This window comes from Streptomyces sp. N50, assembly GCF_033335955.1.
Taxonomy (GTDB): Bacteria; Actinomycetota; Actinomycetes; order Streptomycetales; family Streptomycetaceae; genus Streptomyces.
Map to the genome: position 1 here is coordinate 756,726 of NZ_CP137549.1, position 18,744 is coordinate 775,469.

An 18,744-nucleotide genomic window follows, 5' to 3' on the forward strand; every position below is an offset into this window, starting at 1 on the left:
GAACGGGTGTGCCACGAAGCGCTCGGCCGTCAGACCGGGCCTGCCGAGGTAGCCCCTGGCGAGCCCTTCACCCGCCACATAGAGCTCTCCTGCCGTACCGACGGGCACCGGATTGAGCGATGCGTCGAGGACGTACGCCTGTGTGTTGGCGTTGGGCCCGCCGATGGTGGGCTCGTCGCCCGGCGACAGCGGTCCTGCCATGGTCACGCACACCGACGCCTCGGTCGGGCCGTAGGCGTTGATGAATCGGCGGCCCGGAGCCCAGCGGGAGATGAGGTCGCCGCTGAGCGCGTCACCGCCGGAGAACAGCGTGGACACCGGGGCCAGGTCCTCGGGCTCCAGTACGCCGAGGGCCGCGGGCGGGAGCAGCATGTGCGTCACCCCGTGCCGTGCCACCACGTCGGAGAGGCCGGCGCCGGGCAGGAGCTCCTCGGCGGGGGCCACCACCAGGCAGGCCCCGGACCACAGGGCCATCAGCAGTTCCCAGGTCGCGGCGTCGAAGCCGACGGACGCGAACTGCAGTACGCGGCTGCTGCCGTCGGTCTCCCAGCCCCGCACGGTCAGCAGGTTCACCGCGCCCGCGTGGGGCACGACGACGCCCTTCGGTGTTCCGGTGGAGCCGGAGGTGTAGATCACGTAGGCCGGGTGTGCCCGGAGCAGGGTCGTGCGGCGCTCGTGCGGCGCCACGGCCGCATCGGCGGTCGCCGCCAGTCGGGCCGTCGTCCCGGGGTCGTCGACGACCACGGTCGGAACCGTCGCGGGCACGGTCCCGGCCACTGCCCGGGAGGTCACGGCGCAGGACGCGCCCGCGTCCGACAGCATGAACGCGATGCGCTCCGCGGGGGCCTCCGGGTCGACCGGCAGGTAGGCACCGCCCGCCTTCAGCACACCCAGCAACGCCACCACCAGATCGACACCACGCTCCATGCACACCGCGACCACCGACTCCGGACCCACACCCTCCGCAACCAGCAACCGCGCCAACCGATTCGCCCGCGCATCCAACTCCCCATACGACACCGAGAACCCGTCGGCAACCACCGCCAACGCCCCCGGCGAACGCACCACCCGCGCCTCGAACAACTCAGGCAGGGTTCCGCTGGCGGTGTCGGCCGCGGTGTCGTTCCACTCGGTCAGGACCTTGCGTCGTTCCTCCTCGTCGAGGAGGTCCACCGCACGCGGCCTCAGCTGTGGGTCGGCCGTCATGGCCGCGAGCACACGGAGCAACCGTCCGGCGATCCGTTCCGCCGACTCCGGGTCGAACAGGTCGGCGGCCGCGGTCAACGCGCCGCGCAGCCCCGCGGGTGCGCCGACGGCGTCGAAGGTCTCGCCGAACGTGATGTCCAGGTCGAACTTGGCCGCCGGCCGGCCCGCCCCGTACCGCTCGGTCCGTACGCCCGGCAGGTCCACAGTGGTGCGGGCGTCGTTCTGTGCCGTCAGTGCCACCTGGAAGAGGGGGTGTCGGGCCAGCGAGCGGGTCGGGGCCAGTTCCTCCACCAGCCGCTCGAAGGGCACATCCTGATGCCCGTAAGCCCCCAGACCCGCTTCCCGAACCCGCTCAAGGATCTGCGTGAACGTCGGGTCACCCGACAGGTCCGTGCGCATCACAAGGGTGTTGACGAAGAAACCGACCAGATCATCCAGCGCCTCGTCGGTCCGCCCCGCGACCGCCACACCGATCGGAATGTCCGTACCCGCACCCAACCGGTTCAACGTCACCGCGAGCGCCGCCTGCACCACCATGAACACCGTCACACCCCGCGCACGCGCCAGCTCCCGCACCCGGACATGCAGTTCAGCCCCCGCCTCCAACGGCACCCGAACACCCCGATGCGAAGCCACCGCAGGCCGCGGCCGGTCAAACGGCAGCTCCAACTCCTCCGGAACCCCCGCCAACACCTCCCGCCAATACCCCACCTGAGACCCGAGCAGACCCCCCGGATCACCCTCACCACCCAGCAACTCCCGCTGCCACAACGCGTAATCCGCGTACTGCACCCCCAGCGGAGCCCAATCCGGCACACCACCCCCACACCGCGCCCCGTACGCCACCGACAGATCCCGCGCCAACAGACCACTCGACCAGCCATCACCAGCAATGTGATGAACCGTCAGCAACAGCACATGCTCATCCGCACCGGTCGAGAAGAGCCACGCCCGGACAGGCAACTCCGCCGCCAGATCGAACTCGTAACCCGCCGCCTCGGCCACCACCGCATCCAGACCCCCCGGCGCCACCTCCACGACCGACACTTCCCAGTCCAGGCCCTCCACGTCACGCACCTGCTGGTAGGGCTCGCCGTCGGGCCCGACCGGGAACACCGTCCGCAACACCTCGTGCCGGACCACCACATCCCGCAACGCCAACGCGAGCGCACCCCGGTCCAACTCACCCCTCAGACGCAACCCCACCGGAATGTTGTAGGTCGCACCCGGCCCCTCCAACTGCCCCAAGAACCACAACCTGCGCTGCGCAAACGACAACGGCACCCGCTCCGGACGCACCCCCGCCACCAACGCCACCCGCGCACGACCCGCCTCCGTCAGCCGGGCCGCCAGCCCCGCCACCGTCGGCACTTCGAACAACGCCCGCAACGGCAACTCGACACCCAGCACCGCCCGCACCCGGCTCACCAACCGCGTCGCCAACAGCGAATGCCCACCCAACGCGAAGAAGTCGTCGTCGACTCCTACCGACGGGAGACCAAGTACCTCGGCGAACGCGGCGCACAGGAGCTCCTCCTGCACCGTGACCGGGCCACGCCCCGCATCCGTACCCGTACCAGCCACCGCCGCGAAATCAGGGGCCGGCAACGCCGCACGATCCAGCTTCCCATTCACCGACAACGGCAAGGCATCCAACACCACGACCGCCGACGGCACCATGTACCCCGGAAGCCGATCGCCGACGAACTGCCGTATTTCATGGGCGAGTTCACTGGTGTCGGCGCCGGTCACCGACACCACGTAGGCGACCAGTCGCACGTCGGCGGTGCGGTCCGCGCGGGCCACCACCACGGCCTGCGCAACGGATGGATGCGCGGTGACGGCGGCCTGGACCTCGCCCAGTTCGATGCGGAAGCCGCGAACCTTCACCTGCTCGTCGGCGCGGCCCGAATACTCCAGGTTCCCGTCCGCCCGGCGGCGCACCAGGTCGCCGGTCCGGTACAGCCGCTCACCGGGGGCGCCGAACGGATGCGCCACGAACCGCTCGGCGGTGAGCGCCGGACGCCGCAGATAGCCTCGCGCGAGACCGCCGCCCGCGATGTAGAGCTCGCCCACGACGCCGGTGGGGACCGGTTCCATCCGCGCATTCAGTACGTACACACGGGCGTTGGAGATCGGCAGGCCGATCGGCGGGGTGCCGTGGCTGTCGTCGTCCGCGTACCAGTACCAGGCCGTCGAGTAGACCGTCGCCTCGGTCGGGCCGTAGATGTTCGCGATCCTGGCACCGGGGAAGGCGGCCCGTACGCTGCTCACCGCGTCGGCGGTGAGCGCCTCGCCCGCCAGGACCACTGTCCGCGGCCGTGCCGACGGCGCCTCGTCGCCCAGGATCCGCGCGAGCGCGGAGGGCACGGCGCTGATCAGGCTCACCGGCCGGAAGGTCCGCGGCTCTTCGGCAAGGGCGAGGAGGTCCCGGACGATCTCGACGCTGCCACCCGACACGAGGGGGCCGAAGATCTCGAACACCGACACGTCGAAGTTCAGCGAGGTCGAGGCGAGAACCCGGGAGAACTCGTCGGCGCCGAACGTGGCACCGGCCCAGGTCAGCAGGCCTGCCACCGAGCGGTGTTCCACGAGCACGCCCTTGGGGCGTCCCGTCGAGCCTGAGGTGTAGATGACGTAGGCCGGATGTCCGGGGGTCGTCGGCGCCGCCCGCTCGTCCGGGCGCAACACGTCGGCCGCCAGGGCGTCCAGCGTGTCCGTCACCGTCGGGGCGTCCAGTGTGATCCGCGGGGTGTCGGGGGGCAGCGTCGGGCCGGATCGCGTCGTGGTGAGGACCACGACAGGCGCCGCGTCGTCGAGCATGAACGCCATTCGCTCGGCCGGGTACGCCGGGTCGACCGGCAGGTAGGCACCGCCCGCCTTCAGCACACCCAGCAACGCCACCACCAGATCGACACCACGCTCCATGCACACCGCGACCACCGACTCCGGACCCACACCCTCCGCAACCAGCAACCGCGCCAGCCGATTCGCCCGCGCATCCAACTCCCCATACGACACCGAGAACCCATCGGCAACCACCGCCGGCGCCCCCGGCGAACGCACCACCCGCGCCTCGAACAACTCAGGCACCGTCGCGGCGGACGTCTCGATCGCCGTGTCGTTTCCTTCGTTCAGCACCCGGTCGCGTTCGTCCGCGCCGAGAACGTCCACGGCGGCCAGCGGGAGGCCCGGGCCGGTGTCCAGCGCGGCCACCAGGTTCCGCGTGGCGTTCCGCAGCAGCGCACACACCGCCTGCGGGTCGACCGGGGCCACCGAGTCGACGGTGAGCCTGAACCCGGTTCCGAGGTCGTCGACCGCCACGACGAGCGGGTAGTTGGTGCGTTCCCGGGTGAGCACGGCGGTGATGCCGTCGAGCCCGACGCTCTTCCGCTCTCCGCCGGCCTGCGCGGCGATCTGGTTGTGCCGATAGTTGAACAGCGAGGTGAACAGCGGACTCATGCCCTGTATCCCGCTCGCCTGCTGCGCCAGAGCGAGCGGTGCGTGCTCGTGCGCCAGCAGTTCGGCGAGCTGTCGCCGTAGCCCGTCGATGGCCTCGCCGACACCGGTGGAGCCGGTCCGGACCCGCACCGGCAGGGTGTTGATGAACGGCCCCTGGACCCGATCGGCTCCTGTTCCGGCATTCATCCGCCCGAACAGGACGGTGCCGAACACCACATCGTCCCGACCGGAGACGGCGGCGAGGACCCGTGCCCACGCCACATGGAAGAGCGTGGCCGCACTGACACCGCGTGTGCGCGCCAACTCCCGTACGTTCCGGGCAAGTTCCTCATCGACGGTCATCTGGGCACGCTCTGCCGCCACGCCGTCACCGTGCACGTCGAGGAGCCCGTACGGCGCCGTGGTCTCCGTCACGTCGCCGAGCAGACCGGTGAAGTAGCGCTCGTGCTCCTCGCGCGTCACACCGAGCCGGGCCTGCGCCACGAACTCACGGAACGGCAGCGGCTCGGACAGCGCCTCGCCCTGCCCCGACAGAATTGCCCCCAATTCCTTCAGGAGCCCTTCCTGTGTGGTGTGGTCACGGACCATCTGGTGCATGCGCAACAGGCCCAGCCAGCGTCCGCTGCCGGGCTCGGCGGCGATGTGCATGCGCAGCAGCGGGGCAGCGGACAGGTCCATCCACGCTCCGCCGGCCGCCATGAGCTGGTCGACCGGGTCGGCACCTTCCGCGCGGAGTACGACCTCGTCGACGGGCAGGTCGACGTGGCGTGCGACCACCTGAACAGGTTCCCGCAGCCCCTCCCACACGATCGCCGTGCGGTAGATGTCGTGCCGGTCCACCACCTGCTGCAGCGCGGCCAGGAACGCGTCAACGCGGTCCCGGGCTTCGAAGGCCAGCACGATCGGCAGGACGTAGACGTCGCGGCTTCCCCGAGCTGCCATCAGGTGATGGAAGAAGATGCCTTCCTGGAGCGGCGCCAGCGGGTAGACGTCTGCGACATTGGCCGCGCCGCCCGGGATCGCCGCGACGATCCGCCCGACCTCGTCCTCACTCAGTTCGACGAGCGGCAGCATGTCCGGGGTGATCTCCGTGGCACCCTCGGGGATGGCGTTCGGCGGCACCACCACGTCGTCCGGGGCCGTCTCCGCGGCCAGCCCGGCCGGGGTCGGCGTCTGGAACAGCGCCTTGACCGAGACCGACATGCCGCGCTTCCGTAGCTTCTCCACCAGCGAGACCGCCAGCAGCGAGTGCCCGCCCAGCGCGAAGAAGTCGTCGTCGACCCCGATCCTGTCCAGGCCGAGTACCTCGGCAAAGGCCAGGCAGAGAGCCTCTTCCTGCACCGTCGCCGGCCCCCGAGTACCGACTCCGGCCCAGGACGCCAGATCGGGGGCGGGCAGGGCCGCGCGGTCGAGCTTGCCGTTGCCGGTCAACGGCAGTGCGTCGAGGACGACGACCGCGGCGGGCACCATGTGCTCGGGCAGCCTCGACGCCGTGAACTCCCTGATGATTACGGTGAGTTCGGCCGCGTCTGCGTCCTCGTCGACCGGGACGACGTAGGCGACCAGGCGGGTGTCGCCGGGGATGTCCTCGCGGGCTACGACCGCCGCCTGCGACACCGCCGGATGCCCGGAAACCACGGCCTGGACCTCGCCGGGCTCCACCCGGAAGCCGCGGATCTTCACCTGGTCATCCGCCCGGCCCGCGAACACCAACCTGCCGTCGGCCGTCCAGCGGGCCCGGTCCCCGGTCCGGTACATCCGCTCACCCGAACCGCCGTACGGGCACGCCACGAACCGCTCCGCCGTCACACCCGCCTGACCCACATAGCCACGCGCCAACTGCGCACCAGCCACATACAGTTCACCGGTCACACCCGGCGCCACCGGCTCCAGGCCAGCGTCCAGGACGTAGAAACGGGTGTTGGCCACCGGCGTACCTACCGGAACAACCCCGGAAGCCGCCATCTCAGCTGTCAGACGCGTGGTCGCGACACCGATCGTCGCCTCGGTCGGACCGTAGTGGTTGAACACCTCCCGGTCCCCGGCCGCCGCCAGCAACTCCCCGACCAGAGCAGGCGAGGCCGCCTCACCCCCAAGCACGAGAGACTTCGCGGGCAGCACCGCACCCGCACCCAACGCCGCCACATGCGACGGCACCGCCTTCAAATAATCAATCCCGTGCTCGGCGAGATAGCGGGCCACAGCCGTCGGGTCGGTGACCGCCTCCTCCTCCAGGAAGTGCAGCTCACCCCCGGTTGTCAGACTCGCGAACACCACCGTGTTACCCAGGTCCGTCGCCTGCCCCTGCAACACCGCATACCGGCCACCCGGCACACCAAAACCCACCCGACCCGGCACCGACGACACATAGTTCGCCAGCGCCCCGTGCGAAACCGCAACACCCTTCGGCCGCCCCGTCGAACCCGACGTATAAATCACATACGCCACCTGCTCACCGCGCACCGCAACGTCAGGAGCCGCGTCAGAAGCTGCCGCCAGCTGCATCGCGGTCAGCGTCCCGTCCACCGCCACCAGCCGATACCGACCCGCTGGCAAATCCCCCAGAATCTCCTCCGTAGTCAACGTCAACACCGCACGACTGTCCCGGAGTTGATAGGCGATGCGCTCCGCCGGCTGCCCAGCGTCAAGCGGCAGATAACCGGCCCCCGCCTTCCACACCGCCAGGATCCCGACGACACTCTCCACACCCCGCGGCAGACACAACCCCACCACCGACTCCGCACCCACACCCTGCGCGATCAAGTAACGCGCCAACCGATTCGCCCGCGCATCAAGCTCGCGATACGTCACCGAATCCCCACCCGCAACCACCGCCACCGCACCCGGCGTCCGCCCCACCTGCGCCGCAAACAGCCCCGGAACCAACGTCTCCGACAGCTCAACACCACCGTCGTTCCACCCCTCCAACACCAGACGCCGCTCATCCGCGTCCAGCACATCTATCTGCGCCAGCCGCGTTTCCGGCGCCTCGACAACGCTCTCCAGAACCCGCAGCAGCCGGTTCGCGATCGCATCGGCGGTCTCGGCGTCGAACAAGTCCGCAGCCACAGTCACCGCACCCCGCACACCCGCAGGCGCACCCTCCGCGTCGAACTCCTCCCCGACCATCACATCCAGGTCGAACTTCGCCGCCGGACGAGTGTTGCCGAACAATTCCCCTTCCACTCCGGGGAGTTCCAGCACGGCCTCGCCAGTGTTGTGGAACGTCATGATGACCTGGAACAGAGGCTGGCGGGCTAGTGAGCGGGACGGGGCGAGTTCCTCCACGAGTTTCTCGAACGGCACGTCCTGGTGCGCGAACGCCGACAGACTCGTCTCCCGCACACGCTCCAGAAGCTCACCGAACTCCGGATCCCCCGACAGATCCGTCCGCAACACCAACGTATTGACAAAACACCCCACCAAATCATCCAGGGCCTCATCCAAACGCCCCGCAACCGCCGACCCGATCGGCACATCCGTCCCCGCACCCAACCGCGACAACAACACCGCAAGCGCACCCTGCAACACCATGAACACCGTCACACCCCGCGCACGCGCCAACTCCCGCACCCGCACATGCAGTTCAGCCGGCACCACAAACCCGGCCGTGAACCCACGATGCGACGCCACCACCGGACGCGGCCGGTCAAACGGCAACCCCAACTCCACCGGAGCCCCCGCCAACACACCACGCCAGTAACCCACCTGACGCGACACCACACTCCCCGCATCACCAACCCCACCCAGCAACTCCCGCTGCCACAACGCATAATCCGCATACTGCACACCCAACGGAGCCCACCCCGGAGCACCACCCCGACACCGCGCCTCATACGCCACCGACAGATCCCGCGCCAACGGACCCATCGACCAACCATCACCAGCAATGTGATGAATCACCATCACCAGTACGTGCTCACCCGCACCGCTCCCGAACAGCCACACCCGCAACGGCACTTCGGCCGACAGATCGAAGGCATACCCGCTCGCCTCCGACACCGCATCGCCGACCTCCCCCGGCGCGACATCCGCCACCACCAGATCCCAGTCCAGCTCCTCAACGTCCAACACCCGCTGATACGGCTCACCGTCCGCCACCGGAAACACCGTGCGCAACGACTCATGCCGCCCGATCACATCCCGAAACGCCCCAGCCAGCGCCCCCCGGTCCAACTCCCCCCGCAACCGCAACACAACCGGACTGTTATAAGTCGAACTCGCCCCCTCCAACTGCCCGATGAACCACAACCTGCGCTGCGCAAACGACAACGGCACCCGCTCCGGACGCACCCCCGCCACCAACGCCACCCGCGCCTCACCCGCCCCGGACAACCGGGCCGCCAACCCCGCCACCGTCGGCGCCTCGAACAACGCCCGAATCTCCACCTCAACACCCAGCACCACCCGCACACGACTCACCAACCGAGTCGCCAACAGCGAATGCCCACCCAACTCAAAGAAATCGTCATCCACACCAACCGAAGACAGACCAAGCACCTCAGCAAACGCAGCACACAGAATCTCCTCCTGCACGTTCGCCGGGGCACGGCCCGCATGGGTGACTGCCGCCGCATAGTCCGGCGCCGGCAGAGCCTTACGATCCAGCTTGCCGTTGCCGGTCAACGGCAGTGCGTCCAGGACGACGACCGCGGCGGGCACCATGTGCTCCGGCAGCCGGGACGCCGTGAACTCCCGTACTGACTCAACGAGTTCGGCCGCGTCAGCGTCCTCGTCGACCGCTACGACATAGGCGACCAGGCGCATGTCGCCAGGGGTGTCCTCACGGGCGACGACCGCCGCCTGCGACACCTCGGGGTGAGCAGTCACTACGGCCTGGACCTCGCCGGGCTCCACCCGGAAGCCGCGGATCTTCACCTGATCGTCCGCCCGGCCCGCGAACACCAACTGACCGCCCGACGTCCAGCGGGCGCGGTCCCCGGTGCGGTACATCCGCTCGCCCGAGCCGCCGTACGGGCAGGCCACGAACCGCTCCGCCGTCACACCCGCCTGACCCACATAGCCACGCGCCAACTGCGCACCAGCCACATACAGTTCACCCGTCACACCCGGCGCCACCGGCTCCAGGCCAGCGTCCAGGACGTAGAAACGGGTGTTGGCCACGGGTGTGCCCACCGGAACAACCCCGGCTTGCACCATCTCGGCTGTCAGACGCGTCGTCGCGACACCGATGGTCGTCTCGGTCGGACCGTAGTGATTGAACACTTCTCGCTCACCGGCCGCCGCCAGCAACTCGCCCACGAGCGCGGGCGAGGCCGCCTCACCACCCAACACCAGCGACTTCGCCGGCAGCACCGCACCCACACCCAGCGCCGCCACATGCGACGGCACCGCCTTCAGATAATCAATCCCGTGCTCAGCGAGATACTGCGCCACCGCCACCGGATCGGTGACTGCCTCCTCATCCAGGAAGTGCAGCTCACCACCAGAGGTCAGACTCGCGAACACCACCGTGTTGCCCAGGTCCGTCGCCTGCCCTGCAACACCGCATACCGGCCACCCGGCACACCGAAACCCAGCCGCTCCGGCACCGACGACACGTAGTTGGCCAGCGCCCCGTGCGTGACCGCAACCCCCTTCGGCCGCCCCGTCGAACCCGACGTATAAATCACATACGCCACCTGCTCACCGCGCACCACGACGTCAGGAGCCGTGCCGGAGGCCGCCGCGAGCTGCATCGCCGTCAGCGCGCCGTCCACCGCCACCAGCCGATACCGGCCCGCCGGCAGATCCCCCAGAATCTCCTCCGTCGTCAACGTCAACACCGCACGACTGTCCCGGAGTTGATAAGCGATCCGCTCCGCCGGCTGCCCCGCATCCACCGGCAAATACGCAGCACCCGCCTTCCACACACCCAGGATCCCGACGACACTCTCCACCCCGCGCGGCAGGCACAACCCCACCACCGACTCCGCACCCACACCCTGCGCCCGCAGAAAATGCGCTAGCCGATTCGCCCGCGCATCAAGCTCCGCAAACGACACTCGATGCTCACCCGAGACGACCGCCACCGCATCAGGCGTCCGCGCCACCTGCGCCGCAAACAGTTCAGGAACCAACGTCTCCGACAGCTCAACACCGCTGTCGTTCCACCCCTCCAGCACCAGACGCCGCTCACCCGCATCCAGCACATCCACCGCGCTCACCCGCACCGACGGATCCCCGACAACGCTCTCCAGAACCCGCAGCAACCGCTCCGCAATCGCATCGGCGGTCTCGGCGTCGAACAAGTCCGCAGCGACAGTCACCGCACCCCGCATGCCGGCCGGCGCACCCTCCGCGTCGAACTCCTCCCCGACCATCACATCCAGGTCGAACTTCGCCGAGGGCTTGCCGAGGAACAGGGACTCGGACCGGACACCCGGCAGTGCCAGCGTCGCCGCTTCCCCGTCCTGCCCCGAGGCAGCATTCAGCTTAGTGAGGACGACCTGGAACAGGGGCTGGCGGGCTAGTGAGCGGGACGGAGCGAGTTCCTCGACGAGCTTCTCGAACGGCACATCCTGATGCGCGAACGCCGACAGACTCGTCTCCCGCACACGCTCCAGAAGCTCACCGAACTCCGGATCCCCCGACAGATCCGTCCGCAACACCAACGTATTGACAAAACACCCCACCAAATCATCCAGGGCCTCATCCAAACGCCCCGCAACCGCCGACCCGATCGGCACATCCGTCCCCGCACCCAACCGCGACAACAACACCGCAAGCGCACCCTGCAACACCATGAACACCGTCACACCCCGCGCACGCGCCAACTCCCGCACCCGCACATGCAGTTCAGCCCCCGAACCGAACCCCGCCGTGAACCCACGATGCGACGCCACCACCGGACGCGGCCGGTCAAACGGCAACCCCAACTCCACCGGAGCCCCCGCCAACACACCACGCCAGTAACCCACCTGACGCGACACCACACTCCCCGGATCACCAACCCCACCCAGCAACTCCCGCTGCCACAACGCATAATCCGCATACTGCACCGCCAACGGCTCCCACTCCGGAGCCCGCCCCACACACCGCGCCCCATACGCCACCGACAGATCCCGCGCCAACGGACCCATCGACCAACCATCACCAGCAATGTGATGAATCACCATCACCAGTACGTGCTCACCCGCACCCACGGCGAACAGCCACACCCGCAACGGCACTTCAGCCGACAGATCAAAGGCATACCCGCTCGCCTCCGACACCGCATCGCCGACCTCCCCCGGCGCGATATCAGCCACCACCAGATCCCAGTCCAGCTCCTCAACGTCCAACACCCGCTGATACGGCTCACCGTCCGCCACCGGAAACACCGTGCGCAACGACTCATGCCGCCCGATCACATCCCGAAACGCCCCAGCCAGCGCCCCCCGGTCCAACTCCCCCCGCAACCGCAGCACAACCGGACTGTTATAAGTCGAACTCGCCCCCTCCAACTGCCCGATGAACCACAACCTGCGCTGCGCAAACGACAACGGCACCCGCTCCGGACGCACCCCCGCCACCAACGCCACCCGCGCCTCACCCGCCCCGGACAACCGGGCCGCCAACCCCGCCACCGTCGGCGCCTCGAACAACGCCCGAATCTCCACCTCAACACCCAGCACCACCCGCACACGACTCACCAACCGAGTCGCCAACAGCGAATGCCCACCCAACTCAAAGAAATCGTCATCCACACCAACCGAAGACAGACCAAGCACCTCAGCAAACGCAGCACACAAAATCTCCTCCCGCGCGTTCGCCGGGGCACGGCCCGCATGGGTGACCGCCGCCGCATAGTCCGGCGCCGGCAGAGCCTTACGATCCAGCTTCCCGTTCCCCGTCAACGGCAGTACATCCAGCACCACCACCGCCGACGGCACCATGTGCTCCGGCAACCGCGACACCACGAACTCACGGATAATTACGGCGAGTTCGGCCGCATCGGCGTCCTCGTCAACTGGGACGACGTAGGCGACCAGGCGCATGTCACCCGGCCTGTCCGCGCGAGCGGTCACGGCCGCGCGGGCGATCTGCGGATGCCCGGCCAGCATCGACTCCACCTCGCCGGGCTCCACCCGGAACCCACGGATCTTCACCTGATCGTCCGCCCGGCCCGCGAACACCAGCTGACCGTCTGCCGTCCAGCGGGCCCGGTCGCCGGTGCGGTACATCCGCTCACCCGAGCCGCCGTACGGGCACGCCACGAACCGCTCCGCCGTCACACCGGCCTGACCCACATAGCCACGCGCCAACTGCGCACCAGCCACGTACAGTTCACCGGTCACGCCCCGAGCCACCGGCTTCAGGGCCGCGTCCAGGACGTAGAAACGGGTGTTGGCCACGGGTGTGCCGACCGGAACAACCCCGGACGCCACCGTCTCCTCGGTCAGACGCGTCGTCGCGACACCGATCGTCGTCTCGGTCGGACCGTAGTGGTTGAACACCTCTCGCTCACCGGCCGCCGCCAGCAACTCGCCCACGAGCGCGGGCGAGGCCGCCTCACCACCCAACACCAGCGACTTGGCAGGCAGCACCGCACCCGCACCCAGCGCCGCCACATGCGACGGCACCGCCTTCAGATAATCAATCCCGTGCTCAGCGAGGTACTGCGCGACCGCCACCGGATCGGTGACCGCCTCCTCATCCAGGACATGCAGCTCACCACCAGAGGTCAGACTCGCGAACACCACCGTGTTACCCAGGTCCGTCGCCTGCCCCTGCAACACCGCATACCGGGCACCCGGCACACCAAAACCCACCCGACCCGGCACCGACGACACATAGTTGGCCAACGCCCCGTGCGTGACCGCAACACCCTTCGGCCGCCCCGTCGACCCCGACGTATAAATCACATACGCCAACTGGCCAGCCTCGACCGACACTTCGGGCGCCGTATCCGGTGAAGCGGCCAACTGCATCGCGGTCAGCGTCCCGTCCACCGCCACCAACCGATACCGGCCCGCCGGCAGATCCCCCAGAATCTCCTCCGTCGTCAACGTCAACACCGCACGACTGTCCCGAAGTTGATAAGAAATCCGTTCGGCCGGCTGCCCCGCGTCAAGCGGCAGATAACCCGCGCCCGCCTTCCACACGGCAAGAATGCCCGCGATCGTCTCCACACCCCGCGGCAGACACAACCCCACCACCGACTCCGCACCCACACCCTGCGCGACCAAGTAACGCGCCAACCGATTCGCCCGCGAATCAAGCTCGCGATACGTCACCGACTCCCCACCCGCAACCACCGCCACCGCACCCGGCGTCCGCCCCACCTGCGCCTCGAACAACCCCGGAACCAACACCGGTCCGATCCCGACCGCCGTGTCGTTCCACTCACCCAGCACCCGACGCCGCTCACCCGCATCCAGCACATCCACCGCACTCACCCGCACCGACGGATCCCCGACAACGCTCTCCAGAACCCGCAGCAGCCGCTCCGCGATCGCGTCGGCGGTCTCGGCGTCGAACAAGTCCGCAGCGACAGTCACCGCACCCCGCACACCCGCCGGCGCACCCTCCCCGTCGAACTCCTCCCCGACCATCACATCCAGGTCGAACTTCGCCGCCGGACGAGCGGTCGACAGCAACTCGACCTCGATGCCGGGCAGTTCGAGCATCGGCGCAGTCGTGCCCTGTACCGACGAATCCGTGTTCAGCTTGGTGAGGACGACCTGGAACAGGGGCTGGCGGGCCAGGGAACGGGACGGAGCGAGTTCCTCCACGAGCTTCTCGAACGGCACATCCTGATGCGCGAACGCCGACAGACTCGTCTCCCGCACACGCTCCAGAAGCTCACCGAACTCCGGATCCCCCGACAGATCCGTCCGCAACACCAACGTATTGACAAAACACCCCACCAAATCATCAAGGGCCTCATCCAAACGCCCCGCAACCGCCGACCCGATCGGCACATCCGTCCCCGCACCCAACCGCGACAACAACACCGCAAGCGCACCCTGCAACACCATGAACACCGTCACACCCCGCGCACGCGCCAACTCCCGCACCCGCACATGCACCCCAGCCGGCACCACGAACCCGGCCGTAAACCCACGATGCGACGCCACCACCGGACGCGGCCGGTCAAACGGCAACCCCAACTCCACCGGAGCCCCCGCCAACACACCACGCCAGTAACCCACCTGACGCGACACCACACTCCCCGGATCACCATCCCCACCCAGCAACTCCCGCTGCCACAACGCATAATCCGCGTACTGCACCGCCAACGGCTCCCACCCCGGAGCCCGCCCCACACACCGCGCCCCATACGCCACCGACAGATCCCGCGCCAACGGACCCATCGACCAACCATCACCAGCAATGTGATGAATCACCAACACCAACACATGCTCATCCGCATCCACGGCGAACAACCGCGCCCGCAACGGCACTTCGGCCGACAGATCAAAGGCATGCCCAGCGGCCCGCAGCACCGCCGTGGTGAGGTCCAGAGGGCCTTCCGCCTGCTGTGGCGCGAGCGTCGGCAGGTCCGTGAGGTCCAGGAGGCGCTCGTAGCTCTCCGCACTCTTCACGACCTCGGTCACCGGCAGGTCCCACGACAGCTCGTCCGTACCGAGGACGTGCTGGTACGGCTCGCCGTCCGCCACCGGGAACACCGTGCGCAGTGACTCGTGCCGCCCGATCACGTCCAGGAGCGCGGCCTTGAGCGCTTCGCGGTCGAGGAGTCCGGAGAGGCGGAGGACGAGGGGGGCGTTGTACGTGGCGTTGGGGCCCTCCAACTGTCCGATGAACCACAGCCGTCGCTGGGCGAACGACAGGGGTATCCGCTCCGGGCGTTCCCTGACGACCAGCTCTGCGCGCGGTGCGCCCGATCCGGTGAGCCGGGCGGCGAGGGCGGCGACGGTCGGGGCCTCGAAGACGTCGGCGGTGTGCACGTCGACATCGAGGAGCGACCTCACCCGGCTCACCAGGCGTGTCGCGAGCAGGGAGTGTCCGCCCAGGTCGAAGAAGTTGTCGTCGACTCCGACGTGCTCGTGGCCGAGGATCTCGGCGAACGCGGAGCAGAGAATTTCCTCCTGCGCCGTGGCCGGCGTGCGGCGCACCGTGGTCGTGTATCGGGGTGCGGGCAGGGCCCTGCGGTCCACCTTGCCGTTCACGGTGAGCGGGAAGGAGTCCAGCACCACGACGGCGGCCGGCACCATGTACTCGGGCAGCCGTTGCAGGGTGAACCTGCGGACGTCCTCGGGCAGTTGGGCGTCGGGAGTGCCGTCGCCGGTGACGACGTATGCCACGAGCTGCTTGTCGCCGGGAGTGTCCTCGCGGACGACGACCACGGCCTGGGTGACCCGGGGATGCGCGGCCACGGCGGCCTGCACCTCGCCCGGCTCGATCCGGTATCCACGGGCTTTCACCTGTTCGTCGGCCCGCCCCACGAACATCAGCCGGCCGTCGTCCGTCCACTTCACGCGGTCGCCCGTCCGGTACATCCGCGCGCCGTCCGCGTCGAACGGATCGGCCACGAACCGCTGGGCGCTCAGCCCCGCGCGCCCGAGGTATCCCCGGGCCACACCCGCCCCCGCCACGTACAGCTCACCCACCAGGCCGACCGGCACCGGCTGCAACTGGTCGTCGAGGACGTACACCCGCGTGTTGGCGTTCGGCACACCCACGCTCGGCGCACCACCGGGCTGAAGCGGATCCGTCATCGTCGCGCACACCGTCGTCTCCGTCGGTCCGTACGCGTTGATGAACCGCCGTCCCGGCGCCCACCGCCCCACCAACTCACCGCCCAGCGCCTCACCCGCCGAGACCAGGGTGGACACCGATGCCAGATCCTCCGCAGGCAACACCGCCAGCACTGCCGGCGGCAACGTGGCATGGGTCACCCCGTGCCGGGCCACGACCTCCGTCAGCCCTGTCCCCGGCATCAGCTCCGCGGCCGGGGCCACGACCAGACGCGCACCCGAGCACAGCGCCATCAGCAGCTCCCAGGTCGCCGCGTCGAAGCCGACCGACGCGAACTGCAGGACCCGGCTGTTCTCGTCCACCGCACATCGCTGGGCCTGCGCCGCCGTCAGGTTCACCGCGCCCGCATGCGTCAGCATCACGGCCTTCGGTGTCCCCGTCGAACCCGATGTGTAGATCACGTACGCCAAGTTGCCGGGCAGCAGGCCGACTTCGGGCGCCGTGTCCGGGGCCGCCGCCAGGGCCACGCGGACCTCGGTGGAGTCGACGGCCACTGTCAGGACACGCCTGACCGGCAGTTCGTCGAGCAGTTCCGCTTCGCCCAGGAGGACCACGGCGCGGCTGTCGGCGAGCATGAACCCGATGCGCTCCACGGGGTGGCCGGGATCGATCGGCAGATACGCCGCCCCCGCCTTCCACACCGCCAGGAGTGCCACGACGAGGTCGACGCCGCGTTCCATCGCCACGGCGACCACCGACTCGGGTCCCACGCCCAACCCGGCCAGGTGGTGCGCCAGGTTGTTCGCCCGCGCGTCCAGTTCGGCATACGTCAGCCGGGTGCCATCGGACACCACCGCCATCGCGTCCGGCGTTCGCGCGACCCGGGTGGCGAACAGTTCGGGAACCGTGGTGTCCGCGACCTCGGTGGCCGTGTCGTTCCACTCCTCCAGGATGCGGTGGAGTTCCTCCTCGTCCAGGAGGTCGACCTGGGCGGCCGGGTCGGTGGGCGCGGCCGCCGCGAGCCGGGTGAGGGTCGTCAGGAGGTGGCGGGCGATGTGCCGCGCCGACGCCGGCTCGTGGAGGTCGCGGTTCACGTCGACGTCGAGATGGAGGCCGGGCTCGCCCGGCCTGTCGTAGATGTCGATCCGCGTGTCGTCGATGGGGCCGGTGGACAGAGGGTGGGAGATGACGCCGCTGCCGCCGAACGCTTCCGGGTAGTCGAAGGCCATGACGTTGACATGCAGGCCGCATAGCGAGTCGCCGTCGACGCGCTGCATGTCCCGCAGGGTGTCCTCGTAGCGGTAGCGCTGGTGACGGAGGCCGTCTCGGACGGCCTTGTTCGTCTGGCGTACGAGATCGGCGACGGACGTGTCCCGGTCGATCCTGAGCCGGATCGGCAGGTTGTTGGAGGTCATGCCGGGGATCGCGAGCTCCCGCCGTCCCGTCCGGCCGCTGACCGGAAGGCCGATGACGACGTCGCGCTCACCTGTGACGCGGTGCCGGTAGACGGCCGCGGCGGTGATCAGCAGTCCGGCGAGGCTGGTCTTCAGCCGGCGTGCGGCCGCCTTCAGTTCGGCGGTGTCCGAGGCGCCGATGTCGTCCGTGTGGCGTGCCAGCGCGGACGGCAGCCATCGCCGGGTCGCGGGCACGTGCGATGCGGCGGAGTCCGGGAGGTCCGACAGAACGCCGAGCCAGTACTCCCGGTCCAGCTCGAAGTCCGCCGAGTCCCGGTACGCCCGGTCCGCTTCGAGCAGGGTGGTCAGGGGCTCGAGTGCTGCGTCGGCGGCGGACCGGCCGGTCAGGAGCTCCGTGTAGATCTGGGCGGCGCGGGTGACGAGTGTCCGGCTGGCGTGACCGTCCGCGATGAGGTGGTGGTAGCGCTCGTACCAGAGGTGATGGTCCGGGCCGAGCGTGAAGACGGCGAAGGTGAACAGCGGGCCGCCGCCCGTCAGGTCGGCGGGCGTGCGCAGGTCTGCGTGCATCCACTCCTCGGCGGCCGCCCGCGGGTCTGCGGCCGCGGTGACGTCGATGAGGTGGACGGGGTGGTCGTGGTCGTCGCTGACGTACTGCTTCGGGGTTCCGGACTCCACGCGGAAGCGCAGGCGGAGGCTGTCGGCCTCGTCCACGGTGCGCCGCAGGGCCTCGACGAGGAGTTCGGCGTCCAGATCGCCCCGTACCTCCAGGTACTCGGCGATGTTGTACACCGGATTCTCAGGCGCGAGTCGCTGGGCCTGCCAGATGTCGAGCTGACCGGCCATCAGGTCCCGGAGTTCACCCTCGAAAGCAGACATTTCCATATACCCCAAACATTCCGACTCACCTAGTGGAAAATGCCGGACCGGCCGCCGTTCGGGCATACCGAAAAACGCCCAGCTTTCCATAAACAAAGCTGCGCCTTGATGGTTGACACTCCGAGGAATACTCGCGACGTTG

2 protein-coding genes (1 of these 2 cut by a window edge) are annotated in these 18,744 nt (G+C 68.8%); both read right to left on the reverse strand.

Annotated elements, in window-relative coordinates; translation table 11 throughout:
• Nucleotides 1–10,140 carry the 5' portion of a non-ribosomal peptide synthetase gene (locus R2B38_RS03295; RefSeq protein ID WP_318014867.1) on the reverse strand. Its footprint begins 3,864 nt before the window's first position, so 10,140 of the gene's 14,004 nt are visible here — the first part of the coding sequence; the start codon lies at nucleotides 10,138–10,140; its stop codon lies off the left edge, out of view.
• Entirely contained in the window at nucleotides 10,122–18,602 is an 8,481-nt protein-coding gene (locus R2B38_RS03300) for a non-ribosomal peptide synthetase (RefSeq protein ID WP_318014868.1), read from the reverse strand. Before R2B38_RS03300 ends, R2B38_RS03295 begins: the two co-directional genes overlap by 19 nt.
• Nucleotides 18,603–18,744 lie beyond the last annotated feature (142 nt).

Bases quoted from the DNA above. Each gene is read 5' to 3' on its own strand.
- R2B38_RS03300 (WP_318014868.1), bottom strand. From the start codon at position 18,602: ATGTCTGCTTTCGAGGGTGAACTCCGGGACCTGATGGCCGGTCAGCTC.